Raw genomic sequence first — 25,533 nt, 5'->3', positions numbered from 1 at the left:
TGCGTCATCCGCCCTCACCGCGGAGCGGCCCGTGCAGCCACGCTGCTGCCCTGCACGGCGACCCCCTCGAGAGGCGACCATGACCGACCCCGTCAGCCGCACCATCCTCCTGCTGGACATCGAGAGGTTCAGCGACCGGGACGACGTGGAGCAGGCGTATCTGCGCCGCATGCTCCACGACATCACCGACCGGACCCTCGACGGCGCCGGCATCGACGAGACCCGGCGGCTGCGGGCCGACCGCGGTGACGCCGTGATGGAGCTGATCGACGCGAACGCTCCGGTCACCGCCCTGCTGCGGGCCCTGCTCCACGACGTGCCCGCGCACCTGCGCACCGTCAACCGCATGGCGTCCCGCTCCGCCCAGATCCGTCTGCGCGGTGTCCTCTCCACCGGATACGTCGCGGTCGACGAGCACGGCGGCTGGGTCGGCTCCGACCTCAACCACGCCTGCCGGCTGCTGGACGCCGGCCTGCTGCGCGACGCCCTGCGCGAGAGGCCCGAGGACTTCGCGCTGTGCGTGTCCGACGGGCTGTACCTGGGCGTCGTACGCCACGACCACGCGGGCATCCCGGCCGACGCCTTCCACCCGGTGACGGTGGACAGCAAGAACGGCCCTCTCAAGGCATGGCTGCACGGTCCGCCGCCCGGCGGCACGGCCAGGCCCCAGCACAAGGACCACGACGACCACGGTGACACGGGGGCGGGGGAGGCGCCGGGCGGTTCGGGGGACCGCCCGGCGCCGCGGGTCCCCCCGCAGGACCGCCCGGCGCCGGCCGGATCAGGGGGAGCTCCGGCGCCGGGCCCTGTCATCAACATCCACGGCGGCACCTTCAGCGGCGGACTGATCGGCGGCGCCCAGTACGGCGGCATCAGCGGCGGCCACTTCTCCGGCGACGTCCACTTCGGCGAGGGCGGCGGCCGCGAAGGCGGTGAGCCCGCATGAGCAGCCCCGAGGCGGAGGCGCCTGCGCGTCCGGCCGCCGGAAGCGGGCCTTCGGCAGAGCAGCCCGCGGCCGACCCGGGAGCCGCGGAGGACACAGGTCAGGGCCCGGGCCCCGAGGCGGAGCCCGAGGAACACGACCAGCCGCAGAACGCCTGGTCGGCACGGCGCGACCTGGTCGACCACAGCCCGCGGACCATGAACGTCGGCGCCCGGGCCCGCTTCAGCGGCGGCGTCCTCGGCGACCAGCACGGCGGCATCAGCGGCGGCCACTTCTCCGGCGACGTCTTCCTCGGCAGCAAGACGGAGATCTACCAGCTCGCGGTCCCCGGCCTCACCGCCCCCGCCGCCTCCGGCGAGGTCCCGCACACCGCGCTGGAACAGCTGGCCGGGCGCTTCGTCGCCGACGAGCAGGTCATGGACCGCCTCCTGGTCCGGCTGCGCCACGACCGCGTCCTGGTCCTCTCCGGCCCCCGCTTCTCCGGCCGCCGCACGGCCGCCCTCATGCTGTTGCACCGCCTCGGCGCGCTCCCCGTGCGCACCCTGGTGCGCGACACCAGCCCGAGCGCCCTGGCCGAACAGTTCGGCGACCGGCACCCGGCCCGCGGCCACGTGCTGTGCGACCTCAGCACCCGTGGCGACCAGCCCCTGCGCGAGCCCCATCTGCTGGCCGCCCGCGACCGCCTCGCCGAGCGGGACGCCTACCTCGTGGTGACCGTCGCCCCCACCGCCGCGCTGGAGGACGTGGCCGTGGAGGAGTGGCGCACGCCGGCCCCGGCCGACGTGCTCGCCGCCCACCTGCGCGTCCTCACCGACGAGGAGACCGCCGCGAAACTCCTCGGGCTCCCGGCCGTGACCGACTTCCTGGACCGTGGCCACCAGCCGCGCGAGGTCGCCGCCTTCGCCCGCCTCCTCGGCCGGTACGCGGCGGGCGAGGTCGCCGAGGACGCGATCGACGGCTTCTCCCTCGTGTCGCTGGAGAACCAGGTGCGGGAGTGGTTCGAGGAGGACGAGGCCTCGCTGCACCTGCGTGACAAGGCGTTCCTCGTCGCCCTGGCCGCGTTCGACGACGGCCCGTACGCGCTGACCGCCGAACTCAGCGACCTGCTCTACCGCTTCCTGCAGGAGACCGAGAACCCGGCCCGCGTCCCCGAGGTCCCCGTCTTCGGCACGCACGCGGGCAAGCGCCTCCAACTGGCCCGCGCCGAGCTGTACCTGGACGACGAGCACACCGAGTGGGGTCCGGTCACCCAGCAGAAGGCGCGCTTCCGCGACGAGCGGGCCCCGCTCGTGCTGCTGCGCGAGGTGTGGACCGGGCACCCGTCCGCCCGGCCCGCCCTGATCCGCTGGCTGCGCCGGCTCGCCGACGACGGCCGCCCCCTGGTCCGTACCCGAGCCGCCTCCACCGTCGCCGTCCTCGCCCGCACCGACCTGCCCTCCGCGATGGCCCTCGTCATCGAACCCTGGGGCACGTCCAGGCGCTCCAGACACCGGCTCGTCGCCGTCGGCGCGCTCACCCTCGCCCACCTGGTCGGCACCCCCAACATCCCGCGCATCCTGGACGCCTGGTGCGCGGGCGACGACCCACGGCTGCGCTGGGTGGCGGTACGGGCGTACGGGCTGGTCGGGCCGGAACGCCCGGAACAGGCCCTGGCGGCGCTGCGCGGCGCCGTGCGGCGGCTGTACGAGGACACACCCGGCGACACGGACGGCTCACTCGCACAGGAGCTCGCCCAGGCCGTGGAACTGCTGCTGCTGTCCTCCGCGAGCGACCGGGTCCTGACCGAACTGCGCCGCCACCTCGACGACGACCAGGCGGTGCGGGACCTCACCCTCGGCGGCTTCGTCGGGGCCTGCCGGCGCACCGAGGACGACGAGAGGTACGGCACACCGCTGGTCCTCGGCTGGTACGCCCGCGCGGCCGGCGAGGGCGGTCCCGCCGCGCAGGACCTGCCCCACCTGTGGCGGCACGCCCTGGCCGATGCGCACACCACCCGGCAGGCGCTCGACGTGCTGCGCGGCTGGGTGCTGATCGCCGACCGTTCCACGGCGGTCGAGTGGGCGCTGGCCGCGCTGCTGCCGACGCTCGTCACCACGACCGCCGAGCACCAGCGGCTGAGCCACCTGCTGCGGACCATGCCCGGTGAGGACGGCAACCCTCCGCCTCCGGTCGCGGCCCGGCTGCTGACCACGCTTCCCGCCCGCTGAGTCCCGTCCCGAGGAGAACCACGCACCATGCCCACGTTCCGTCAGCCCGAATGGCAGCAGTCGGCAGACCGGCACACCCAGCTGGTCGACCCCGTGCTCACCGTGCGTCAGCTGTCACGCTTCGACTTCAACCTCAGATCGTTCGTCCGCATCGACCACGCGCTGGTCTTCTCCACCCCCAAGGGCACCTACGAGCCCTACCTGCCGCCCCGGCGTCCGACGCGCGCGGAGGTGCTGGCGAACCGGTACACCGCCGTCTACGAGGTGGACATGGGGGTGCACCCCCACACCTCCGAGCTGGCGCTGCCCAGCGACAACGACGCGTTCGAGTTCACCGCCGAGGTCGACCTGTCGTGGCAGGTCCTGGATCCGGCGCGGTTCGTGGCGAGCGGCCACCGGGACGTGCCGGGGCTGGTGCTCAGCGAGCTCCAGCAGGCGGCGCGGCCGGTGACGCGCCGCTTCGCCATCGCCGACAGCGCGGCGGCCGAGCGGGAGCTGCTGCAGGCGATGACCGTGCTGGGGCCGCTGGGCGCGCCCGCGGGGTTGCAGGTCACCTGGACGATGCGGCTCAAGCGGGACAAGGCCAACATCCGGCACCAGCACCGGCTGCAGTCCATCGACCACTCGGCCGCCGAGCAGATGCACGCGGCGCAGCGCGGCATGGAGATCGACGTCGAGGTGGACCGCCGCACGCGGCAGCAGGACGCGCTCCAGATCGAACGGGCCATGGCGTACGGGGAGCAGCAGCAGGCGCTCCTGCTCCAGCAGCAGCGGTGGCAGCACGACCAGGCGATGCTCGCGAGCGGACAGCAGCACCAGCTCGCGCTGCAACAGGGTCGGCAGGACCTGGAGTTGCAGCGGATCGAGGCCGAGAAGATCGACTTCTACCAGTGGCACCTCCAGCAGGGCGGTGTGCACGCCTGGGCGCTGCACCTGGCCCAGCACCCGGAGGACTCGCACCTGGTGATGTCCACCATGCGCGACGACCAGCTCCGCATGATCCAGGCCCAGATGGACCTGGTGAAGCAGCTGCTGAGCGGCGACGCGGCGGAGAGCTACGAACTGGAGGGCCCCAAGCAACTGGCCCTCCGCACGGTCAACGACATCCTCACCCAGCGCCTCCCGGGGGTCCCGCAGAACCCGCCCCCGCTCCCCGAGGGGACGGGACCCGCGTACCCGGGGTCCGCGCAGCAGGCGGCTGGGCAGGCCGGTGTCGTGCAGGACGAGGCCGCGCAGGGCGGGGTTCCGCGGGGCGACGGCACGGCCGCCGGCCAGGCCCCCGGTACGGGTGCCGGGCACATGCTGCCGCCTGCGACCATGCCGCCCCCGGGCATGCCCCCTGTGCCGCCCGGAGCGCCCGCGGCCCACGGAGCGGGAGGCACGTACACCCCACCGCCCGCCGCGCAGCCGCCGGTGCCCGGACTCCCCGGGTGGCCGCCGCCCGCCGGTCCGTATGCCCCGCCGCCCCCGGCCTGGCAGCCCCCGCCCGGCTACGGCAGCACCCCGACCGCGCCCGGCCGGCCCGAGCTCCCGGTAAAGGGCCCCGTCGGTGATCCCGCCGACGGCACCGACGGCGGCGGCGAGACGGGCGCCCCATGACGGACCTCGACCCGTCGGCCGCCGCGGCCGCCCCGGCGGCCGGCGAACCCGGCGCCGATCCCAGCGCCCGGGCCCGGCTCTGTGAGCGGCTGCTCTCGGAGTTGCGGGCCGAGATCGCCCGGGCCGACAGCAAGGCATCCGTTCTCGTCGCCGCGCTCGGCATGACCGCGGGGGTCTTCAGCGGGCTGCTCGCCGGACGGGAGTGGACACCGGCCGCGCTGTCCGGGCCCGGGACCGCGATGTGGTGGGCCGGGGCCGTCTCCCTCACTTTCTCCCTGTTCGCCCTGCTGCTCGCCGTACTCCCCCGCTACCGCTCCGGCACCTGGGAGCCGGGCCGTCCCCTGTCGTACTTCGGCGACATCCACCAGGCGGTACGGCAGGGCCACCTGGAGCGCGCGCTCGCCGACACCGAACGTCGGCCCGTGGACGGCCTGACCCGGGCGCTCACCGAGACCAGCCGGATCGCCGCCCGCAAACACCAGTGGATCCGGGCCGGCCTCGTCGCCTTCTGCGCCGGCACGGTCCTGCTCCCCGCCTCCCTGCTGATCGGCTGACCCGCCCTCGCACCTCAAGGAAAGAACGAGAACCGCCATGACCGCACCCCAACCGTCCCCACCGGAGTACCCGGGGCCCCCCGCCCAGGCCGCACAGGCCGCTGCACAGCCGGTCCCCCAGCAGCCGGCAGCGCCGCCGGCGTATCCCCAGCAGCCGCCCTCCTACCCGACACCCGCCCAGCCCCCGCAGTATCCGCAGCACCACCAGGTCCCGCAGCAGCCGCCCGCGTACCCGCAGAGCGCCCAGCAGCCCCCGGCGTACCCGCAGAGCGCCCAACAGCCCCCGGCTTACCCCCAGAGCGCCCAACAGCCCGCGGCCCACCCGCAGACGGCCGCGCCGCCCCCCTACCCGCCCCAGTACCCCCGGACCGCGCCGACGGCGGCCCCTCCGCCCCTCGCCTCACCGCCGACGACCGCTCTCTCCCCCGACGACCCGGAGCACCCCCACCACATCAGCACCGACCACGGCCGGGTGCACATCTCCAGGGACCAGCGCCGCACCGACGTCACCGCCGTCGGAAACCTCCTCCTGCACCTGCCGAACTTCCTGTGCAGTCTCTTCGTCGTCGGCCTGGTCTCCCTCTTCTTCGGCGGTTTCGGCATCGTCGTGGTGCTCGCCTGGATCGCCAGCGGCGCACTCGTCTTCCATCGCCCCACCGAAAGCGCCCTCGCGCGCCGTCTGCTCCGTCTGCGCTACCCCACTCCACAAGAACGAGCCAAACTCGAACCGGTCTGGCAGGCGGTCACCGCCCGCGCCGGCATCGACGGCCGTACCTACGAACTGTGGGTGGAGGACAGCGACAGCCTGAACGCGGTCGCCGCGGCCGGTCACATCGTCGGCGTCACCCGCTTCGCCATGAACCAGCTCCCCAACGGCGAGCTGGCCGCCGTCATGGCGCACGAGCTGGGCCATCACGTCGGCGGCCACGCCTGGTCCTCGCTGCTCGGCTACTGGTACGCGCTGCCCGGCCGCGTCGCCTGGCGCTTCCTCAAGGCGTTCTCCGGTGTCGTGTTCAAGGTGTCACGTGCGTTCGGCTGCCTCGGCGTCGCCGTCGTCGCGGTGACCATCGGCTGCGTCGCCCTGACCACGATCAGCACTCTCTACGGCCTGCCCCTGCTGATCCTGGGCGTGCCCTACGCCCTCGCCGCCGTCGGCCGCCGCGCCGAGCTGCGCGCCGACGAGCACGCGGCAGCGCTCGGCTTCGCCCCGATGCTGGCCGCCGTCCTCGACAAGCTGCACCAGCAGGAACAGCAGCAGGCGGCCGAGGCGACCGCCCAGGGCGGCGGCGTCCCCGCCGAGGAGAGCGCCCTGAGCAAGCTGCTCTCCTCGCATCCGGATTACCACACCCGGCTGCACCACCTGCAGCCGTACCTCCAGCCGCAGCGCAACTGAGCCCGGCCCCCGGGGCAGCCCGGACACGCCGAAGGGCGGCCACCCGCACGGGGTGACCGCCCTTCTTCGCTTCGTGCTGCTCGCCTACTGGTTGTACGGACCGTAGTCGTAGTCCTCCAGCGGGACGGCCTGGCCGGAGCCGGTGCCGAACGGCGAGTAGTCGATGTCGTCGTAGCCCACGGCCGAGTACATCGCGGCCTTGGCCTCCTCGGTCGGCTCGACCCGGATGTTGCGGTAGCGGGCGAGACCCGTACCGGCCGGGATGAGCTTACCGATGATGACGTTCTCCTTGAGGCCGATCAGGGAGTCGGACTTGGCGTTGATCGCCGCGTCCGTGAGGACCCTGGTCGTCTCCTGGAAGGACGCCGCCGACAGCCAGGACTCGGTCGCCAGCGAGGCCTTGGTGATACCCATGAGCTGCGGACGACCGGAGGCCGGGTGACCGCCCTCCTGGACCACACGACGGTTCTCCTGCTCGAACTTCGAGCGCTCGACCAGCTCGCCGGGCAGCAGCTCGGCGTCGCCGGACTCGATGATCGTCACACGGCGGAGCATCTGCCGGATGATGATCTCGATGTGCTTGTCGTGGATCGACACACCCTGCGAGTTGTACACCTTCTGGACCTCGCCGACCAGGTGGACCTGGACGGCACGCTGGCCCAGGATGCGCAGCACGTCGTGCGGGTTGGTGGCACCCACGGTGAGCTTCTGGCCCACCTCGACGTGCTCGCCCTCGCTGACCAGGAGACGGGCGCGCTTGGAGATCGGGTAGGCCGTCTCGTCGCTGCCGTCGTCCGGCGTGATGACGATCTTCTTGGTCTTCTCGGTCTCCTCGATCCGGACGCGGCCGGAGGCCTCGGAGATCGGGGCGACACCCTTCGGGGTACGGGCCTCGAAGAGCTCGACGACACGCGGCAGACCCTGGGTGATGTCGTCACCGGCCACACCACCGGTGTGGAAGGTACGCATCGTCAGCTGGGTGCCGGGCTCACCGATCGACTGGGCGGCGATGATGCCGACCGCCTCACCGATGTCGACCAGCTTGCCGGTGGCCAGCGAACGGCCGTAGCACATGGCGCAGGTGCCGACCGCGGACTCGCAGGTCAGGACCGAGCGGGTCTTGACCTCCTCGATGCCGCGCGAGACGAGCTCCTCGATGAGCACGTCGCCCAGGTCGGTGCCGGCCGGTGCCAGCACCTGCCCGTCGACGACGATGTCCTCGGCGAGGCAGCGCGCGTACACGGACGTCTCGACGTTGTCCGCCTTGCGCAGCACACCGTCCGCGCCGCGCTCCGCGATGCGGAGCTTGAGGCCGCGCTCGGTGCCGCAGTCCTCCTCGCGGATGATGACGTCCTGCGAGACGTCCACCAGACGACGGGTCAGGTAACCCGAGTCGGCGGTACGCAGGGCGGTGTCCGCGAGGCCCTTACGGGCACCGTGCGTGGAGATGAAGTACTCCAGCACGGACAGACCCTCACGGAACGACGCCTTGATGGGCCGCGGGATCGTCTCGTTCTTCGCGTTCGACACCAGACCGCGCATACCGGCGATCTGGCGCATCTGCATCATGTTTCCTCGCGCACCCGAGTTCACCATCATGAAGATCGGGTTCGTCTTCGGGAAGTTCTCGTTCATGGCCTCGGCGACCTCGTTCGTCGCCTTGGTCCAGATCGCGATCAGTTCCTGGGTGCGCTCGTCCTTCGTGATCAGACCGCGCTCGTACTGCTTCTGGACCTTCTCGTCCTGCGCCTCGTAGCCGCGGACGATCTCCTTCTTCGCCTCGGGAACGACGACGTCGGAGATGGCGACGGTGACGCCGGAGCGAGTGGCCCAGTAGAAGCCGGCCGTCTTCAGGTTGTCGAGCGTGGCCGCCACGACGACCTTCGGGTAGCGCTCGGCGAGGTCGTTGACGATCTCGGAGAGCTGCTTCTTGCCGACCTCGTAGTCGACGAACGGGTAGTCCTCGGGCAGCAGCTCGTTGAAGAGCGCGCGGCCCAGCGTGGTCTTCAGCGTGAAGCTGTCACCCTGCTGCCACTCCGGCTCGCCCTCCTCGCGGACCGGCGGGGTCCAGCCGCGCGGCGGGATGGTGCCCACCGGGAAGCGGATGTCCACGCGCGACTGCAGCGAGAGCTCGCCGGCGTCGAACGCCATGATCGCCTCGGCCACGGACGCGAACGAGCGGCCCTCGCCCTTCACGTCGCGCATCTCGCCGTCGGTGGTGAGGAAGAACAGACCGAGGACCATGTCCTGGGTCGGCATCGTCACCGGACGGCCGTCGGCCGGCTTGAGGATGTTGTTCGAGGACAGCATCAGGATGCGGGCCTCGGCCTGCGCCTCCGCGGACAGCGGCAGGTGCACGGCCATCTGGTCACCGTCGAAGTCCGCGTTGAACGCGGTGCAGACGAGCGGGTGGATCTGGATGGCCTTGCCCTCGACCAGCTGCGGCTCGAAGGCCTGGATGCCGAGGCGGTGCAGGGTGGGCGCACGGTTCAGCAGGACCGGGTGCTCGGCGATGACCTCTTCGAGGACGTCGTACACCACGGTCCGGCCGCGCTCGACCATGCGCTTGGCCGACTTGATGTTCTGCGCGTGGTTCAGGTCGACCAGGCGCTTCATCACGAACGGCTTGAACAGCTCCAGCGCCATCGCCTTCGGCAGACCGCACTGGTGCAGCTTCAGCTGCGGACCGACGACGATCACGGAACGCGCCGAGTAGTCGACACGCTTGCCGAGCAGGTTCTGACGGAAGCGGCCCTGCTTGCCCTTCAGCATGTCGCTGAGGGACTTCAGCGGGCGGTTGCCGGGGCCCGTGACCGGGCGGCCGCGACGACCGTTGTCGAAGAGGGCGTCAACGGCCTCCTGAAGCATGCGCTTCTCGTTGTTGACGATGATCTCCGGGGCACCGAGGTCCAGGAGCCTCTTCAGACGGTTGTTGCGGTTGATGACACGGCGGTACAGGTCGTTCAGGTCGGAGGTCGCGAAGCGGCCACCGTCCAGCTGCACCATCGGACGCAGGTCCGGCGGGATGACCGGCACGCAGTCCAGGACCATGCCCTTGGGGCTGTTGGACGTCTGCAGGAACGCGGAGACGACCTTCAGGCGCTTGAGGGCACGGGTCTTCTTCTGGCCCTTGCCGGTACGGATGATCTCGCGGAGCTTCTCGGCCTCCTCCTCGAGGTCGAAGGACTCCAGGCGCTTCTGCAGCGCCGCGGCACCCATCGAGCCGTCGAAGTACGTGCCGAAGCGGTCACGCAGCTCGCGGTAGAGCAGCTCGTCGCCCTCGAGGTCCTGGACCTTGAGGTTCTTGAACCGGGTCCACACCTCGTCGAGGCGGTCGATCTCGCGCTGCGCGCGGTCGCGCAGCTGCTTCATCTCGCGCTCGGCACCCTCGCGCACCTTGCGGCGCACGTCGGCCTTGGCGCCCTCGGCCTCCAGCTCGGCGAGGTCCGCCTCGAGCTTCTTGGCGCGGGTCTCCAGGTCGGCGTCGCGGCGCTGCTCGATCTGCTGGCGCTCGACGGAGACGTGGGCCTCCAGCGAGGGCAGGTCGCGCTGACGGCGCTCCTCGTCGACGTACGTGATCATGTACGCCGCGAAGTAGATGACCTTCTCCAGGTCCTTCGGAGCGAGGTCCAGCAGGTAGCCCAGGCGGCTCGGGACGCCCTTGAAGTACCAGATGTGCGTGACGGGCGCGGCCAGCTCGATGTGGCCCATCCGCTCACGGCGCACCTTCGCACGCGTGACCTCGACGCCACAGCGCTCGCAGATGATGCCCTTGAAGCGGACGCGCTTGTACTTGCCGCAGTAGCACTCCCAGTCCCGGGTGGGGCCGAAGATCTTCTCGCAGAAGAGGCCGTCCTTCTCGGGCTTGAGGGTGCGGTAGTTGATGGTCTCGGGCTTCTTGACCTCGCCGTGGCTCCACTGACGGATGTCGTCAGCGGTGGCCAGGCCGATCCGGAGCTCGTCGAAGAAGTTGACGTCGAGCACTATGCGTCAATCCCTCTCAGGGTCGTAAGTCTTTGGTCTGAAACGGGGGCCTGGGGGTCGGCGGGGCCCTGGTGGTTCAGGACCCCGCCGGACTCCCGTCAGACCTCTTCGACGCTGCTCGGCTCGCGCCGGGACAGGTCGATGCCGAGCTCCTCCGCAGCGCGGAAGACGTCCTCGTCGGTGTCGCGCATCTCGATGGACATACCGTCACTGGACAGCACCTCCACGTTCAGGCAGAGCGACTGCATCTCCTTGATGAGCACCTTGAAGGACTCGGGGATGCCGGGCTCGGGGATGTTCTCGCCCTTGACGATGGCCTCGTAGACCTTCACGCGGCCGGTGACGTCGTCGGACTTGATGGTCAGCAGCTCCTGGAGGGCGTACGCGGCGCCGTAGGCCTCGAGGGCCCACACCTCCATCTCGCCGAACCGCTGGCCACCGAACTGCGCCTTACCACCCAGCGGCTGCTGGGTGATCATCGAGTACGGACCGGTCGAGCGGGCGTGCAGCTTGTCGTCGACCAGGTGGTGCAGCTTCAGGATGTACATGTACCCGACCGAGATCGGGTCCGGGAACGGCTCGCCGGAGCGGCCGTCGAACAGCCGCGCCTTGCCGGTCGGGAGGACCATGCGGTCGCCGTCGCGGTTCGGCAGGGTGTGCTGGAGCAGACCGGCCAGCTCGTCCTCGCGGGCACCGTCGAACACCGGGGTGGCGACGTTGGTGCGCGGGGAGACCTGGTCGGCGCCGATCACCTGCAGGCGCTCGGCCCACTCGTCCGCCAGGCCGGAGACGTCCCAGCCCTGGCTGGCGAGCCAGCCGAGGTGGATCTCCAGGACCTGCCCCGGGTTCATTCGGGACGGCACACCCAGCGGGTTGAGGATGATGTCGACCGGGGTGCCGTCCTCCAGGAACGGCATGTCCTCGATCGGCAGGATCTTCGAGATCACACCCTTGTTGCCGTGCCGGCCGGCGAGCTTGTCACCGTCGGTGATCTTGCGCTTCTGCGCGACGTAGACGCGGACCAGCTGGTTCACGCCCGGCGGCAGCTCGTCGCCCTCCTCGCGGTCGAAGACGCGCACGCCGATGACCTTGCCGGTCTCGCCGTGCGGCACCTTCAGCGAGGTGTCACGGACCTCACGGGCCTTCTCACCGAAGATGGCGCGCAGCAGGCGCTCCTCGGGGGTCAGCTCGGTCTCGCCCTTCGGGGTGACCTTGCCGACCAGGATGTCACCGGCGATGACCTCGGCACCGATGCGGATGATGCCGCGCTCGTCGAGGTCGGCGAGGACCTCCTCGGAGACGTTCGGGATGTCCCGGGTGATCTCCTCGGGGCCGAGCTTGGTGTCACGGGCGTCGACCTCGTGCTCCTCGATGTGGATCGAGGAGAGGACGTCGTCCTGGACCAGGCGCTGGCTGAGGATGATCGCGTCCTCGTAGTTGTGGCCTTCCCAGGGCATGAAGGCGACCAGCAGGTTCTTGCCGAGCGCCATCTCGCCGTTCTGGGTGGCCGGGCCGTCGGCGAGGACCTGGCCCTCGATGACCCGGTCGCCCTCGTTGACGATGACCTTCTGGTTGACCGAGGTGCCCTGGTTGGAGCGGGCGAACTTGGCCAGGCGGTACGTGATGTACGTGCCGTCGTCGTTGGCGGTGGTGATGTAGTCCGCGGAGACCTCCTGGACCACACCGGCCTTCTCGGCCTTGACGACGTCGCCGGCGTCGACGGCGGAGCGGTACTCCATGCCGGTGCCGACGAGCGGGGCCTCCGACTTGATCAGCGGAACGGCCTGGCGCATCATGTTCGCGCCCATGAGGGCACGGTTCGCGTCGTCGTGCTCGAGGAACGGGATCATGGCCGTCGCGACCGACACCATCTGGCGCGGCGAGACGTCCATGTAGTCGACGTCCTCGGGGCTCACGTAGTCGACCTCGCCGCCACGGCGGCGGACGAGCACGCGGTTCTCCTCGAAGCGGAGGTCGCTGGTCAGCGGCGCGTTGGCCTGCGCGATGACGAAGCGGTCCTCCTCGTCGGCGGTCAGGTAGTCGACCTCGTCGGTGACCTGGCCGTCGATGACCTTGCGGTACGGGGTCTCGACGAACCCGAACGCGTTGACGCGGCCGTAGGAGGCGAGCGAGCCGATCAGACCGATGTTCGGGCCTTCGGGCGTCTCGATCGGGCACATGCGGCCGTAGTGCGAGGGGTGCACGTCACGGACCTCGAAGCCGGCCCGCTCACGGGAGAGACCACCCGGACCAAGAGCCGACAGGCGGCGCTTGTGGGTGAGACCCGACAGCGGGTTGTTCTGGTCCATGAACTGCGACAGCTGGCTGGTGCCGAAGAACTCCTTGATGGAGGCGACGACCGGCCGGATGTTGATCAGGGTCTGCGGCGTGATCGCCTCGACGTCCTGGGTCGTCATGCGCTCGCGGACGACACGCTCCATACGCGCCAGACCCGTACGGACCTGGTTCTGGATGAGCTCGCCGACGCTGCGCAGGCGGCGGTTGCCGAAGTGGTCGATGTCGTCGGTCTCGACGACGACCGTCTCGCCGTTGTCACCGGTGGTCTCGGTCTCGCCTGCGTGCAGCTTCACCAGGTACTTGATCGTCGCGATGATGTCCTCGACGGTCAGGATGCCCGCGTCCAGCGGGGTGTCCGTACCCAGCTTCTTGTTGACCTTGTAGCGGCCGACCTTCGCGAGGTCGTAGCGCTTGGGGTTGAAGTAGAGGTTCTCGAGCAGCGTCTGCGCGGCCTCACGCGTCGGGGGCTCGCCCGGGCGCAGCTTGCGGTAGATGTCGAGCAGCGCGTCGTCCTGGCCCTGGGTGTGGTCCTTCTCCAGGGTGGCGCGCATGGATTCGTAGTCGCCGAACTCCTCGAGGATCTGCTCGGTGGTCCAGCCGAGCGCCTTCAGGAGGACGGTGACGGACTGCTTGCGCTTGCGGTCGATGCGGACACCGACCATGTCGCGCTTGTCGATCTCCATCTCGAGCCAGGCACCCCGGGACGGGATGATCTTGGCGGAGAAGATGTCCTTGTCGGACGTCTTGTCGATGGTGGAGTCGAAGTAGACGCCGGGCGACCGCACCAGCTGGGAGACCACGACACGCTCGGTGCCGTTGATGACGAAGGTGCCCTTGTTCGTCATGAGCGGGAAGTCGCCCATGAAGACGGTCTGGGACTTGATCTCGCCGGTCTCGTTGTTCGTGAACTCGGCCGTGACGAAGAGGGGCGCGGCGTAGGTGAAGTCGCGCTCCTTGCACTCGTCGATCGAGTTCTTCGGCGGCTCGAAGCGGTGGTCGCGGAAGGTCAGCGACATGGACCCCGAGAAGTCCTCGATCGGGGAGATCTCCTCGAAGATCTCCTCGAGGCCGGACTTGGTCGGGACGTCCTGACCGTTCTCCAGAGCCTCCTCGACGCGAGCCTTCCACGCGTCGTTGCCGAGCAGCCAGTCGAAGCTCTCGGTTTGCAGCGCGAGAAGGTTCGGAACCTCGAGGGGCTCCTTGATCTTTGCAAAGGAGATGCGCAGCGGGGCGGTGCTGGCGCCGTTGTTCGTATTCGCGGTCGAGGCAGTGCGCGAGGCGGCCAAGAGGGGGTCCTTCCGAGGGCTCGGACTCACTACGCGCGTCCCGGTCCCCGTCGGGCACAGAGATGGAAAGTCTCAGGTCAGAGACTCTGTGTGCTCGGTGCTCCAGCGGTGGGCGTGCTCCTGGTGACGGGCAGGAGGCAGCTAACAGGCAGCGCAAAGGGTCAGTGTAGCCACACGGCACACTGATGTCCAGTGCGGGTTTTCAGGCTTCCGCTGGAGGCCCTCGTTGTCCCTCAACACCTGCGGCACGCCACGCCCTCGATGCACATCGATACTGCCCTCTTCGTCGTCGATCCATGCCTCGGATCCGGATCGCAGTGACGACGCGTCCTGAGAATTGCGCGCTGCGTGCGGTTCGTCAAGGCCCCCTTGCCCGAACCGGGTGCTGCCATCGTCACGTGCGACCTGTCACCGGGGCCCTCGGGAGGCACGACCGAAGATCACCATACCCCCCACGGCGACGCACGCAAGGCAGCCGACACCGGACCCCCCGGAACACCGAAGAGCGACCACCCGGATGGATGATCGCACCTCGGCGTGTTCGCGTTACAGCCCTGGGAGTGAGGGGTTCCGGGATTCCGGGACGGTGGCTTGCGGCATGCGGGTGAACGCCGTCCGCGGCTCGGCAGGGGTGTTCGGCCGGCGAGCCGGGGGCGAGTCGGCCCGAGGTCGCGAGGGGCGCGGAGGCGACCGGCTCGGCCGGCGACGGGTGCAGGCGGCCCGCCTGGGGTGCAGGCGGCCGGCCTGGGGGGTGCGGGGCATCCGGGGGCGCCCCGGCCACGGCGCCGCCCCGCGGAGGCTCCCAGGCGGCCGCCTCCGGCCCGGGCCGGGCGGTCGTCACCCCCGCCGCCCGCACCGGCCACCGTCCCGCCGGGCGCTGGTGGCCGGCGCGGGCCTCACCGGACACGATGTGTTCGCACATGCGAAAGGGGGCCGTACGGAGCGTCGCTCCGTACGGCCCCCTCGGGCCCTGTGCGGACCCGGAGTCCTGGTGGACCCGCGAAGGTCTTACTTGACCTCGACCGAGGCGCCGGCGCCCTCGAGGGACTCCTTGGCCTTGTCCGCGGCCTCCTTGTTGACCTTCTCGAGAACGGGCTTCGGCGCACCGTCGACCAGGTCCTTGGCCTCCTTCAGGCCCAGGGAGGTCAGCTCGCGCACGACCTTGATGACCTGGATCTTCTTGTCGCCGGCACCCGTGAGGATGACGTCGAACTCGTCCTTCTCCTCCTCCTGCGCGGCCTCGGCGCCGGCACCGGCACCGCCGGCGATCATGACCGGGGCGGCAGCGGCGGCGGTGACGTCGAACTTCTCCTCGAACGCCTTCACGAACTCGGAGAGCTCGATGAGGGTCATCTCCTCGAACTGCGCGAGCAGGTCTTCCTGGCTGAGCTTCGCCATGATGGGCGATCCTTCCACTAATTCGGCTGGTGCCGGATGTACATGAGTGGCGGGCGTACGTTGGCCCGCTGCGACCCCCGCCGCGTCAGGCGGCCGGGATCAGAAAGCGAGCCGAATTACTCGGCACCGCCCTGCTCGGCCTGCTTGGCGCGAAGCGCGTCCACGGTGCGGACGAGCTTCGACGGCAGCGCCTGGAAGACGGAGGCAGCCTGGGACTGCTTCGCCTTGAAGGCACCGGCCAGCTTGCTGAGCAGAACCTCGCGCGACTCGAGGTCCGCAAGCTTCTTGATCTCGTCGGCGGACAGCGCCTTGCCGTCAAGGACACCGCCCTTGATGACGAGATTCGGGTTGTCCTTGGCGAAGTCACGGAGACCCTTCGCCGACTCCACCGGGTCACCGGTGACGAAGGCGACGGCCGTCGGACCAGCGAAGAGCTGGTCGTCCAGCGTGATCCCGGCCTCGTTGGCCGCAATCTTGGTCAGCGTGTTCTTCACCACGGCGTACTGGGCGTTCTCACCGAGCGACCGGCGCAGCGTCTTGAGCTGCGCCACGGTGAGACCGCGGTACTCGGTCAGCACGGCGGCGTTGGAGCTGCGGAACTTGTCCGTCAGCTCGGCAACCGCGGCAGCCTTGTCGGGCCTCGCCATAGAGCCTCGGCCTCCTTCCGGGTGATTCGGACCGCGCGGACCCGAAGGAGGACTGGGGAAAACGAAACGCCCCGGCGCAGGCGCACGGGGCGACTCGACCGGCCGCACGCACGTCACCACGTACGCACTCCGGGAGCTCTTCCACTGTCACCTGCGCGGGTCGTCCGCAGTTCAGCGGATCCTTCGGCCACCGCGCCCTCGTTCGAGCGCACGGCAACGACCAGCGGTCTTTGGCTTCTGTAGGAGGGTACGGGAACGGGTCGCCGCCAGGCAAATCCGTCCCGTGGCTCAGCTCTCGCCCAGCCCCTTCATCATCGCGGCCAGGTCGGTGGTGTCCTTGGCGGGCGGGGCAGCGACGGTCACCGGCTTGTCGACGTCGAAGAAGGTGATGGTCATGTCGAGCGGCCCCTTGGCGGCGTCGCCCCGCATCCGGAACTGCTTGGTGTGGGAGTCGCCGTCAATCCACATGTCCATGGTGACCGTGTCGAGGCCCATCTTCCGGTACTGCTCCAGGCTCTTCTGCCGGCGCTCGCGGGTGGTCGCGTCCTTGGCCTTCAGCGAGGCCCTCAGGTCGTCGAGAGAGACGGTCCCCTTGTAGTGGGTCGTCCGCACCCCGTCGACGGTCTCGGTGCCGACCTTCTTCACGTCCTTGGCGCCGGTGAGGAAGGTGGACTCCGTCGCCGGGTTCTGATCGGCCCGGTTCGCGGCCCCGAGCTGGTCCAGCTCCTTGCCGCCGCCGATCTTGCCCAGGTCGAACTTGATCCAGCTCTTGCCGCCCGTCTCCTTGGCGACCTGCGCGCCTCCACCGATGTACATCACCTTGTCGACGAGCCGGATCTCTGCGGTGCCGTCGGTGCCCTGGCCGAGGGCCGTCATCTTCATGCTCATGGCAACGGTGGGCTTGATCCGCATCGCTGCCTCGGCCTTCACCTTGCCCTCTTCCGGGACCTCACCGGTCATCCGGTAACGGAAGGACGTGATGTCCTCCGTCTTCTTCGCGGCCTCGGCGACGGCCGCGGCGGGCGTCATCTCCGGCGACTGCTCCGCCTTCCCCGTGCCCGTGCCCGTGCCGCAGCCCACGGCACCCGTGGCGAGCAGAAGGACGGCCAGCCCGGCCCCCGTCGCCGTACGCACAGAGATCTCCATGGTTCCCCCCAGTGAACAGATGATCGAGACACAGACAAACGGCGAGCCTATCCCGGACGGGCGGGGAGAATCCCGTGGTTTTCACGGAGCGGGCGCCTCGGACCCCGTCTGCCACGAGCGGGCCCCCGTCGCTCCCATCGGCTGTGCGCCGCCCCGGGTGCTCAGCAACTCCCTGAAGTCGGCCGTGTCCCCCCTCGGAGGCTCGGTCACCGAGATCTTCGTGCCGTAGTCCCGGTAGTACGCCGTCGACGACATGCGTCCCGTCGACAGCTCTCCCCGCTCGGCCTTCTTGACCAGCAGGTCGTGGTCGTCGACCCAGAGGTCGACCGTCTCCCTGGTGACGCCGGCCTGCTCCAGCTGCTCCTTCAGCGCTCCCGTGAGGGACGCGGGGGTGACCGTGCCCGCGTAATGGGTGGTGCGGCGGCCACGCACCGTCTCCTCGCCGACCCTGCGCAGGTCCCCGGAGACGAGCAGCAGCCTGACCGGCTGCAGCGGCGCGGTGTTGCGCAGCTGGTCCGTCAGAGACGCCCCCGAGCCGCCCGGCAGGGCCGCCAGGTCGTCATAGGCGTACCTGATCCAGTGCCGGCCGTTCAGGCGCCGGGCGAACGCGTCGCCCACCTTCGCGTAGTAGGCGTCGGGCAGCAGCCGGGCCTCCATCGACGTACTGCCCAGCGCGCGCATCGTCTCGGCGAGCTGCCCGCCCGTATACGTGATCCGCAGCGTGCCCACCGAGGCGCCGGCCCAGCCGAGCAGACCACCCGTCTCCAGGGCGAGCATCCCGCCCATGGACGTCGTGGCCTCGACGCGCGCGGAGCCGGCCCTGGAGGTGGCCTTCTCGACGGCCCGCAGGGCCGCCGACGCCCGCGGGTCGACGCGGGTCGCCCGGCCGCCGGAGGGCTCCGCGGAGCGCCGGGAGGAGCCGCCGTCGCCCGAGTGGCTGCACGCCGTCAGGGCGGACAGGGCGAGGACCACCGCGACCGGGAGGACCCCGCGCCGCAAGATGCCGTCCTTCATACGTTCCCCCCTGGCGCGCTCCGTGATCTTCACGCTAACTCCGGCCCGGGGGATTCGGCACGCACCTCCGGCGAAACGGCATGTGCCCCATCTCTCAGACGCCGACGGGCCCCGCACCTCGGAAGGTGCGGGGCCCGTGTGCGACCGGGGCGAGCCTTGGGGCTCAGACCGCGGCCGGGTCCTCCTCGACGAGGAGGTTGCGGGTGCGGTTCGGGTCGACCGGGATGCCGGGGCCCATCGTGGTGGTGATGGCGGCCTTCTTGATGTAGCGACCCTTGGCGGCGGACGGCTTCAGACGGAGGATCTCCTCCAGCGCCGCCCCGTAGTTCTCCACCAGCTTGTCGTCCTCGAAGGACGTCTTGCCGATGATGAAGTGCAGGTTCGAGTGCTTGTCGACGCGGAACTCGATCTTGCCGCCCTTGATCTCGGTGACGGCCTTCGCCACGTCCGGGGTCACGGTGCCGGTCTTGGGGTTCGGCATCAGACCACGGGGACCGAGCACGCGACCGAGGCGGCCGACCTTGCCCATGAGGTCCGGGGTGGCGACGACGGCGTCGAAGTCCAGACGGCCCTTCGACACCTCGTCGATCAGCTCGTCGGCGCCGACGATGTCGGCGCCCGCGGCACGAGCGGCCTCGGCACGGTCACCGGTCGCGAAGACCAGGACCCGGGCGGTCTTACCGGTGCCGTGCGGGAGGTTCACGGTGCCACGGACCATCTGGTCGGCCTTGCGCGGGTCGACGCCCAGACGCAGGGCGACCTCGACGGTGCCGTCGAACTTGGTCGTGGAGGTCTCCTTGGCGAGACGGACGGCCTCGAGCGGGGCGTAGAGCTTCTCCCGGTCGATCTTGGCGTCCGCAGCGCGGAGAGCCTTGCTGCGCTTGCTCACAACTGCTCCTGTGTGTTCTGAAGGAGTCGTGGTACGGGCCGAGCAGGCCCTGCCACGTGCGGCCGAGGCCGCATGGTTACGAAGGTGGGGCTCAGCCCTCGACCGTGACGCCCATGGAACGGGCGGTGCCGGCGATGATCTTCGCGGCGGCGTCCAGGTCGTTGGCGTTGAGGTCCGGCATCTTGGTCTGGGCGATCTCGCGGACCTGCGCCTGGGTGATCTTGGCGACCTTGGTCTTGTGCGGCTCGCCGGAGCCCTTCTCGATGCCCGCGGCCTTGAGGATCATCTTGGCGGCCGGCGGAGTCTTGGTCACGAAGGTGAAGGAACGGTCCTCGTAGACCGTGATCTCCACCGGGATGACCCAACCGCGCTGCGACTCGGTCGCGGCGTTGTAGGCCTTGCAGAACTCCATGATGTTGACGCCGTGCTGACCCAGCGCCGGACCGACCGGCGGGGCCGGGTTGGCTGCGCCGGCCTGGATCTGGAGCTTGATGAGCCCCGTGACCTTCTTCTTCTTGGGAGGCATAGCTCTCTCCGGGTCCTTAGTGAGAGTTTTCCGCCGCCATCCTTGGGCGCGATCGCCCGGATCACCTTGGGCTTGATCGCCCGGATCATCCGGATGGAGGCATACCGCACAACGATAACGGGTACCGGTGCGCGGCCAAAAACCGACAGGTCAGACGGCCCCCGGAGGGAGCCCGCCTGACCTGGCCGGTGGCTGGTGCGGCAGAGGAACCAGACGGAACTAGTTCTTCTGAATCTGGTCGAAGGAGAGCTCGACCGGCGTCTCGCGGCCGAAGATCTCCACCAGGCCCTTGACCTTCTTCGAGTCGGGGTTGATCTCGTTGATGGTGGCCTGCAGCGTGGCGAACGGGCCGTCGGTGACGGTGACCGAGTCGCCGACCTCGAAGTCCAGCACCTGGACCTCGACCTTGCGCTGCGGGGCCGGCTTGCCCTCGGCCTCGGCGGCCTCGCGGGCGGCCTTGGCCTCGGCCTCCGGGGCGAGCATCTTGACGACCTCGTCGAGGGACAGCGGGTAGGGGTCGTAGGCGTTGCCGACGAAGCCCGTGACGCCGGGCGTGTTGCGGACGACACCCCAGGACTCGTTCGTCAGGTCCATACGGACGAGGACGTAACCGGGCAGCTTGTTCTGCTTGACGGTCTTGCGCTCGCCGTTCTTGATCTGGACGATCTCTTCCTCGGGGACCTCGGCCTGGTAGATGTACTCCTCGACGTTCAGCGTGACGGCACGCTGCTCCAGGTTCGCCTTCACCCGCTTCTCGTAGCCGGCGTAGGTGTGGATCACGTACCACTCGCCGGGCAGCGAGCGCAGCTCCTCGCGCAGCTTCTCGACCGGGTCGAGCTCGGGTTCCGGCTCGCCCTCGTCCTCCTCGGACGCGGCCTCGTCCTCGCCCTCCTCGGACGCGGCCTCGTCCTCGCCCTCGACATGCAGGGCGGACTCCTCGGCCGGCTCGCCCGCGGCGGCTTCGGCAGCCTCGGCCTCGTCGACCTCGTCCGCGCCCTCGACGATGTCGAGCTCGTCATCCACGGACTCGACGGCCTCCCCGCGAGGCTCCATGGCGTCGTTCAGGTTCGGGTCAGACACGGTGGCTGCTTCTTCCTGGATACATAGGGGTGGAACATGCGAAAGGGACGCCGGGCACGACGGCGTCCTTCGCTCCGGGCTCAGCCGAAGACGTACTTGGCGGCGTGGTTGAGCCCATAGTCAATCAGCGTCACCAGGGCGATCATGATCGCGACGAAGAAGATCACCACGGTGGTGTACGACGTCAGCTGGTTACGGGTCGGCCAGACGACCTTGCGGAGTTCCGCGATGATCTGGCGGTAGAAGAGGGCAAGGCGCTTCAGCGGGCCCTTCTTGGCTCGCTTGCCGCCCTTGCGGGCCTTCTTCTTTGACTCCTGCACCTCGTCCTGGGCGTCAGGCATGTCGATGGAGCCCACGGCGTCCGTCACTCGTCCTCACCTGATTCCCGGGTCGTGGCCGTGCCGCGCCCGGTGGAGCCGCACGGCGTGCAATACGTACGTACTGTGCGCACACTTCCTGGTGGAGGAGTGTGTAGCAGGGCCGGAGGGACTTGAACCCCCAACCGCCGGTTTTGGAGACCGGTGCTCTACCAATTGAGCTACGACCCTTTGTGTGTACCCCAACGTACCGCATCCAGCCGGGTGCTCGGTGTGCACCGTCCGGTCGCGACCGCTGATGGCCAACGAGGTGAGAGTGTACGTGTTCCACGGCCGGTCGTCGAACAGAAAGCGCCCGTGGGTGCCTCGCCGTTGAAAGATCGGCCAGGCGGGCAGGCGGATCCGGACGTTTGTCCGCGTCCGCCTCCGGTGCCGTCCGGTCTGCCGCCCTCCCGGCCGCGGGCAGCCGGCCGCACCGCGTTCGCGCTCCCCGTCCCGCCGCGCTCCCCGGGCACCGCCGGCGGCGGTGTCGAGGTCGGGACCCGCCCAGGTGGGCGCGGGGCCGGTGCCCGCCTCCCCGGTCGGAGGACCCGGTGACGCCGGCCTGGTCGGCACCCATGCTCCGGCGAGCCGGTTCGTACCCGGCGAGGGCTCACGGACCGGCACGGCCGGGCGAGAGGCGAAACCGGGGTGTCGGGCGCGTTTCCTGTCTGAAACCATGGGTCTCATGAGCGCTGCAACCCCTCCCACCGAGCGCCGGGTCTCCGCCCGGATCGGGGCGATCTCCGAGTCCGCCACCCTCGCCGTGGACGCCAAGGCGAAGGCCCTCAAGGCCGCCGGGCGCCCGGTGATCGGCTTCGGCGCCGGTGAGCCCGACTTCCCGACGCCGGACTACATCGTCGAAGCGGCCGTCGAGGCCTGCAAGAACCCGAAGTACCACCGCTACACGCCGGCCGGCGGTCTGCCCGAGCTGAAGGCCGCCATCGCCGCCAAGACACTCCGCGACTCCGGCTACGAGGTGGACACCTCGCAGATCCTCGTCACCAACGGCGGCAAGCAGGCCATCTACGAGGCCTTCGCCGCGATCCTCGACCCGGGCGACGAGGTGATCGTCCCGGCGCCGTACTGGACGACGTACCCCGAGTCGATCCGGCTGGCCGGCGGCGTCCCGGTGGAGGTCGTCGCGGACGAGACGACCGGCTACCGCGTCTCCGTCGAGCAGCTGGAGGCGGCCCGCACCGAGAAGACGAAGGTCGTCCTTTTCGTCTCCCCCTCCAACCCGACCGGCGCGGTGTACACGGAGGCCGAGACCGAGGCGATCGGCCGCTGGGCCGTGGAGCACGGCCTGTGGGTGCTGACCGACGAGATCTACGAGCACCTGGTCTACGGCGACGCGGCCCGTGTGTCGCTGCCCGCCCTCCTGCCGGAGCTGCGCGACAGGTGCATCGTGGTCAACGGCGTGGCGAAGACGTACGCCATGACGGGCTGGCGGGTCGGGTGGATCATCGGCCCGAAGGACGTCGTGAAGGCGGCGACGAACCTGCAGTCGCACGCCACGTCGAACGTGGCGAACGTCTCCCAGGTGGCCGCGCTGGCCGCCGTCTCGGGCGGTCTGGACGCGGTCGCGAAGATGCGGGAGGCCTTCGACCGGCGCCGCAGGACCATCGTGCGGATGCTGAACGAGATCGACGGCGTGGTGTGCCCGGAGCCGGAGGGCGCCTTCTACGCGTACCCGTCGGTGAAGGCGCTGATCGGCAAGGAGATCCGCGGCAGGCGCCCGCAGAACAGCGTGGAGCTGGCCGCGCTGATCCTGGAGGAGGCCGAGGTCGCCGTGGTCCCGGGCGAGGCGTTCGGCACACCGGGGTACCTGCGGCTGTCGTACGCCCTCGGGGACGAGGACCTGGTCGAGGGCGTGAGCCGGATCCAGAAGCTGCTGGCGGAGGCGCGGGACTGACGTCCCGGCGTCCTCCACGCGCGTGTGCGGGCCGTTTCCCTTCGGGGAGACGGCCCGTTCGCGCGTGCGAGCAAGACCACGTTCGGGGAAAGCGCTACCGGGACGAGCGGGAGGTACGGCAGGATCCTGGGATGGAGCACGTACGTGAGGTCTCTGCGCTGCCGAAAGCACATCTGCACCTGCACTTCACCGGGTCGATGCGGCCCGCCACCCTGCTGGAACTGGCCGACAAGTACGGTGTCCGGCTGCCCGACGCCCTGACGGACGCCCTGGTCAGCGGCGAGCCGCCGAGACTGCGGGCGACGGACGAGCGCGGCTGGTTCCGCTTCCAGCGGCTGTACGACGCGGCGCGCTCGTGCCTGCGGGAGCCGGAGGACATCCGGCGGCTGGTGCGCGAGGCCGCGGAGGAGGACCTCAGGGACGGCTCGGGCTGGCTGGAGATCCAGGTCGACCCGACGTCGTACGCGCCGCGGCTCGGCGGTCTGATCCCGGCGCTGGAGATCATCCTGGACGCGGTGGAGGCGGCGATGCGGGAGACGGGCCTCGGCATGCGGGTCCTGGTCGCCGCGAACCGCATGAAGCATCCTCTCGACGCGCGCACGCTGGCCCGTCTGGCGGTGCGCTACCGCGACCGGGGCGTGATCGGCTTCGGCCTGTCGAACGACGAACGGCGCGGCATGGCCCGGGACTTCGACCGCGCCTTCGCCATCGCCCGCGAGGGCGGCCTGCTGTCGGCCCCGCACGGGGGCGAGCTGACGGGCCCGGCCTCGGTGCGCGACTGCCTGGACGACCTGCACGCGCACCGGGTGGGCCACGGGGTACGGGCCGCGGAGGACGCCCGCCTGCTCCGGCGCCTCGCCGACAGGGGCGTGACCTGCGAGGTGTGCCCGGCGTCGAACGTGGCGCTCGGGGTGTACGAGAAGCCGGAGGACGTCCCGCTGCGCACGCTGTACGAGGCGGGCGTCCCGATGGCCCTGGGCGCCGACGACCCCCTGCTCTTCGGCTCCCGCCTGGCGGCCCAGTACGAACTGGCCCGCCGCCACCACGGCTTCACGGACGAGGAACTGGCGGAACTGGCCCGCCAGTCGGTACGGGCTTCGGCGGCCCCGGAGGACGTGAAGGCGAAACTGCTGGCGGGGGTCGACGACTGGCTGAGCACGCCCGGCCCTTTCGCCGCCTGAGAAGGGGGCCACGGGCGGCGGCTGTCGGACCGGTCGGCTCAGAGACTCACACCGATCGTCACCGGTTCGTTCACCAGTGTGATCCCGAAGGCGTCGCGCACCCCCGCCACGACCTCACGGGCCAGTGCGAGCAGGTCCTCGGTGGTCGCGCCGCCCCGGTTGGTGAGGGCCAGGGTGTGCTTGGTGGAGATACGGGCGGGCCCGGTGCCGTACCCCCTGGTGAAGCCCGCCCTGTCGATCAGCCAGGCCGCCGACGTCTTGGTGTGCCCCTCTCCCGCGGGGTACGCGGGCGGCTCGGCATCCTCTCCCAGCCGCTCCTTCACGCGGGTACGGAACGTGGCGAAGTCCTCGTCGGTGAGGATCGGGTTGGTGAAGAAGGAGCCCGCCGACCAGGTGTCGTGGTCCTCCGGGTCCAGCACCATGCCCTTCCCCGAACGCAGCTTCAGCACGGTCTCGCGGGCGTCGGCCAGCGGCACACGGTCTCCGGGCTCGACGCCGAGGGCGCGGGCGGTCTCGGCGTACCGGAGGGGCGCGGACAGGCCCCGGGCGTCCTCAAGCCCGAAGCGGACGCGCAGGACGACATGCCGGTCCGGGTCGGCCTTGAAACGGCTGTGGCGGTACGAGAACGCGCAGTCGGCGTTCGGGATCACGACCGTCTCGCGAGTCCTGCGGTCGTAGGCGATCACCTCGGTGATGACCGAGGAGACCTCCTGGCCGTACGCCCCGACGTTCTGGATCGGGGTCGCGCCCGCGGAGCCCGGGATCCCGGCGAGGCATTCGATACCGGCGAGCCCGGCCTCGACGGTGCGGGCGACGGCGTCGCTCCACACCTCGCCCGCGGCCAGTTCCAGCGTCGTGCCGTCGAGGGAGAAGCCCTTCGTCGCGATGCGCAGTGCCGTGCCGGCGAAGCCCCTGTCGCCGATGACCAGGTTGGATCCGCCGCCGATCAGCAGCAGCGGGGTACCGGAGTCGTCGGCCTCGCGGACGGCTTCGATCACCTCGGCGTCGGTGGTGGCGGTGATCAGGCGGTGGGCGGGGCCGCCCAGCCGGAAGGTGGTCAGCGGGGCGAGCGGGGCGTCGTGGAGTTCCTGCACGCGCCAAGACTACGAGACGGCAC

The 25,533-nt window shown here is 70.2% G+C and carries 18 protein-coding genes and 1 tRNA gene; 7 read left to right on the top strand and 12 right to left on the bottom strand.

Annotated features, from left to right (window positions below):
- The first annotated feature begins 79 nt into the window (after positions 1-79).
- The 5 genes from AC5WS8_RS15925 to AC5WS8_RS15905 are packed head-to-tail and all read left to right on the top strand — an operon-like array spanning position 80 to position 6,696.
- A complete protein-coding gene (locus tag AC5WS8_RS15925; protein WP_496104044.1) occupies positions 80-946 on the top strand; it encodes a hypothetical protein in 867 nt (288 codons plus the stop codon).
- Complete coding sequence (locus AC5WS8_RS15920; protein WP_496104043.1) at positions 943-3,150, top strand: hypothetical protein; 2,208 nt, start codon at positions 943-945, stop codon at positions 3,148-3,150. The genes AC5WS8_RS15925 and AC5WS8_RS15920 overlap by 4 nt, the downstream gene beginning before the upstream one ends.
- Positions 3,151-3,177: 27 nt before the next feature.
- Positions 3,178-4,749, top strand: a complete 1,572-nt coding sequence (locus AC5WS8_RS15915; RefSeq protein WP_496104042.1) for a hypothetical protein — start codon at positions 3,178-3,180, stop codon at positions 4,747-4,749.
- Entirely contained in the window at positions 4,746-5,303 is a 558-nt protein-coding gene (locus tag AC5WS8_RS15910; protein ID WP_496104041.1) for a Pycsar system effector family protein, read from the top strand. The genes AC5WS8_RS15915 and AC5WS8_RS15910 overlap by 4 nt, the downstream gene beginning before the upstream one ends.
- A 37-nt stretch (positions 5,304-5,340) precedes the next feature.
- Positions 5,341-6,696, top strand: a complete 1,356-nt coding sequence (locus AC5WS8_RS15905; RefSeq protein ID WP_496104040.1) for a M48 family metalloprotease — start codon at positions 5,341-5,343, stop codon at positions 6,694-6,696.
- A gap of 84 nt (positions 6,697-6,780) precedes the next feature.
- Here AC5WS8_RS15905 and AC5WS8_RS15900 read toward each other — a convergent pair whose 3' ends face one another.
- From AC5WS8_RS15900 to AC5WS8_RS15850, 11 genes are all read right to left on the bottom strand, one after another.
- On the bottom strand, positions 6,781-10,680 hold the full coding sequence (locus AC5WS8_RS15900) for a DNA-directed RNA polymerase subunit beta' (protein ID WP_496104039.1): 3,900 nt from the start codon (positions 10,678-10,680) through the stop codon (positions 6,781-6,783).
- Positions 10,681-10,778: 98 nt separating this feature from the next.
- Positions 10,779-14,264, bottom strand: a complete 3,486-nt coding sequence (rpoB, locus tag AC5WS8_RS15895) for a DNA-directed RNA polymerase subunit beta (RefSeq protein ID WP_496104038.1) — start codon at positions 14,262-14,264, stop codon at positions 10,779-10,781.
- 1,008 nt (positions 14,265-15,272) lie between these two features.
- Positions 15,273-15,662 carry a 50S ribosomal protein L7/L12 gene (gene rplL / locus AC5WS8_RS15890; protein ID WP_496104037.1) on the bottom strand — a complete coding sequence of 130 codons (390 nt, stop codon included), beginning with the start codon at positions 15,660-15,662 and terminating at the stop codon, positions 15,273-15,275.
- Positions 15,663-15,778: 116 nt separating this feature from the next.
- Complete coding sequence (rplJ, locus tag AC5WS8_RS15885) at positions 15,779-16,309, bottom strand: 50S ribosomal protein L10 (protein WP_030641169.1); 531 nt, start codon at positions 16,307-16,309, stop codon at positions 15,779-15,781.
- Between the two features lie 288 nt (positions 16,310-16,597).
- Positions 16,598-17,455 carry an SCO4651 family lipoprotein gene (locus AC5WS8_RS15880; RefSeq protein ID WP_496104036.1) on the bottom strand — a complete coding sequence of 286 codons (858 nt, stop codon included), beginning with the start codon at positions 17,453-17,455 and terminating at the stop codon, positions 16,598-16,600.
- An 81-nt stretch (positions 17,456-17,536) separates the two neighbouring features.
- Entirely contained in the window at positions 17,537-18,469 is a 933-nt protein-coding gene (locus AC5WS8_RS15875; RefSeq protein ID WP_496104035.1) for an SCO4651 family lipoprotein, read from the bottom strand.
- Positions 18,470-18,632: 163 nt separating this feature from the next.
- Entirely contained in the window at positions 18,633-19,358 is a 726-nt protein-coding gene (rplA, locus tag AC5WS8_RS15870) for a 50S ribosomal protein L1 (RefSeq protein WP_496104034.1), read from the bottom strand.
- 91 nt (positions 19,359-19,449) lie between these two features.
- A complete protein-coding gene (rplK, locus tag AC5WS8_RS15865; protein WP_030601313.1) occupies positions 19,450-19,884 on the bottom strand; it encodes a 50S ribosomal protein L11 in 435 nt (144 codons plus the stop codon).
- Positions 19,885-20,103: 219 nt separating this feature from the next.
- The gene (gene nusG / locus AC5WS8_RS15860) at positions 20,104-20,964 is read right to left on the bottom strand and encodes a transcription termination/antitermination protein NusG (RefSeq protein WP_496104033.1); all 861 of its coding nucleotides are present in this window, start codon (positions 20,962-20,964) and stop codon (positions 20,104-20,106) included.
- 80 nt (positions 20,965-21,044) lie between these two features.
- Positions 21,045-21,332 (bottom strand): preprotein translocase subunit SecE, encoded by a 288-nt coding sequence (gene secE / locus AC5WS8_RS15855; protein WP_055493151.1) that lies wholly within the window; start codon positions 21,330-21,332, stop codon positions 21,045-21,047.
- Positions 21,333-21,439: 107 nt separating this feature from the next.
- Positions 21,440-21,512: transfer RNA gene (locus AC5WS8_RS15850), tRNA-Trp, on the bottom strand.
- Between the two features lie 496 nt (positions 21,513-22,008).
- Between AC5WS8_RS15850 and AC5WS8_RS15845 the strand changes: the two genes are divergently transcribed.
- Entirely contained in the window at positions 22,009-23,235 is a 1,227-nt protein-coding gene (locus AC5WS8_RS15845) for a pyridoxal phosphate-dependent aminotransferase (protein ID WP_496104032.1), read from the top strand.
- A 131-nt stretch (positions 23,236-23,366) separates the two neighbouring features.
- Positions 23,367-24,416 (top strand): adenosine deaminase, encoded by a 1,050-nt coding sequence (locus tag AC5WS8_RS15840; protein ID WP_496104031.1) that lies wholly within the window; start codon positions 23,367-23,369, stop codon positions 24,414-24,416.
- A gap of 38 nt (positions 24,417-24,454) precedes the next feature.
- Here the strand turns inward: AC5WS8_RS15840 and AC5WS8_RS15835 are convergent, their stop codons facing one another.
- Positions 24,455-25,510: a UDP-N-acetylmuramate dehydrogenase gene (locus AC5WS8_RS15835; protein WP_496104030.1), complete on the bottom strand. Its 1,056-nt coding sequence runs from the start codon at positions 25,508-25,510 to the stop codon at positions 24,455-24,457.
- Positions 25,511-25,533: the final 23 nt, after the last annotated feature.

The organism is Streptomyces sp. PTL18, from assembly GCF_059510295.1.
This window is presented reverse-complemented; position numbering and strand designations above follow the sequence as displayed.

Excerpts from the sequence above, each read along its gene's own strand:
- rplJ (WP_030641169.1), bottom strand. The coding sequence starts at position 16,309 with ATGGCGAGGCCCGACAAGGCTGCCGCGGTTGCCGAGCTGACGGACAAG.
- AC5WS8_RS15910 (WP_496104041.1), top strand. The coding sequence starts at position 4,746 with ATGACGGACCTCGACCCGTCGGCCGCCGCGGCCGCCCCGGCGGCCGGC.
- AC5WS8_RS15925 (WP_496104044.1), top strand. The coding sequence starts at position 80 with ATGACCGACCCCGTCAGCCGCACCATCCTCCTGCTGGACATCGAGAGG.
- AC5WS8_RS15920 (WP_496104043.1), top strand. The coding sequence starts at position 943 with ATGAGCAGCCCCGAGGCGGAGGCGCCTGCGCGTCCGGCCGCCGGAAGC.
- rplK (WP_030601313.1), bottom strand. The coding sequence starts at position 19,884 with ATGCCTCCCAAGAAGAAGAAGGTCACGGGGCTCATCAAGCTCCAGATC.
- AC5WS8_RS15845 (WP_496104032.1), top strand. The coding sequence starts at position 22,009 with ATGAGCGCTGCAACCCCTCCCACCGAGCGCCGGGTCTCCGCCCGGATC.
- AC5WS8_RS15840 (WP_496104031.1), top strand. The coding sequence starts at position 23,367 with ATGGAGCACGTACGTGAGGTCTCTGCGCTGCCGAAAGCACATCTGCAC.
- AC5WS8_RS15875 (WP_496104035.1), bottom strand. The coding sequence starts at position 18,469 with ATGAAGGACGGCATCTTGCGGCGCGGGGTCCTCCCGGTCGCGGTGGTC.
- AC5WS8_RS15880 (WP_496104036.1), bottom strand. The coding sequence starts at position 17,455 with ATGGAGATCTCTGTGCGTACGGCGACGGGGGCCGGGCTGGCCGTCCTT.
- AC5WS8_RS15915 (WP_496104042.1), top strand. The coding sequence starts at position 3,178 with ATGCCCACGTTCCGTCAGCCCGAATGGCAGCAGTCGGCAGACCGGCAC.
- rplL (WP_496104037.1), bottom strand. The coding sequence starts at position 15,662 with ATGGCGAAGCTCAGCCAGGAAGACCTGCTCGCGCAGTTCGAGGAGATG.
- AC5WS8_RS15905 (WP_496104040.1), top strand. The coding sequence starts at position 5,341 with ATGACCGCACCCCAACCGTCCCCACCGGAGTACCCGGGGCCCCCCGCC.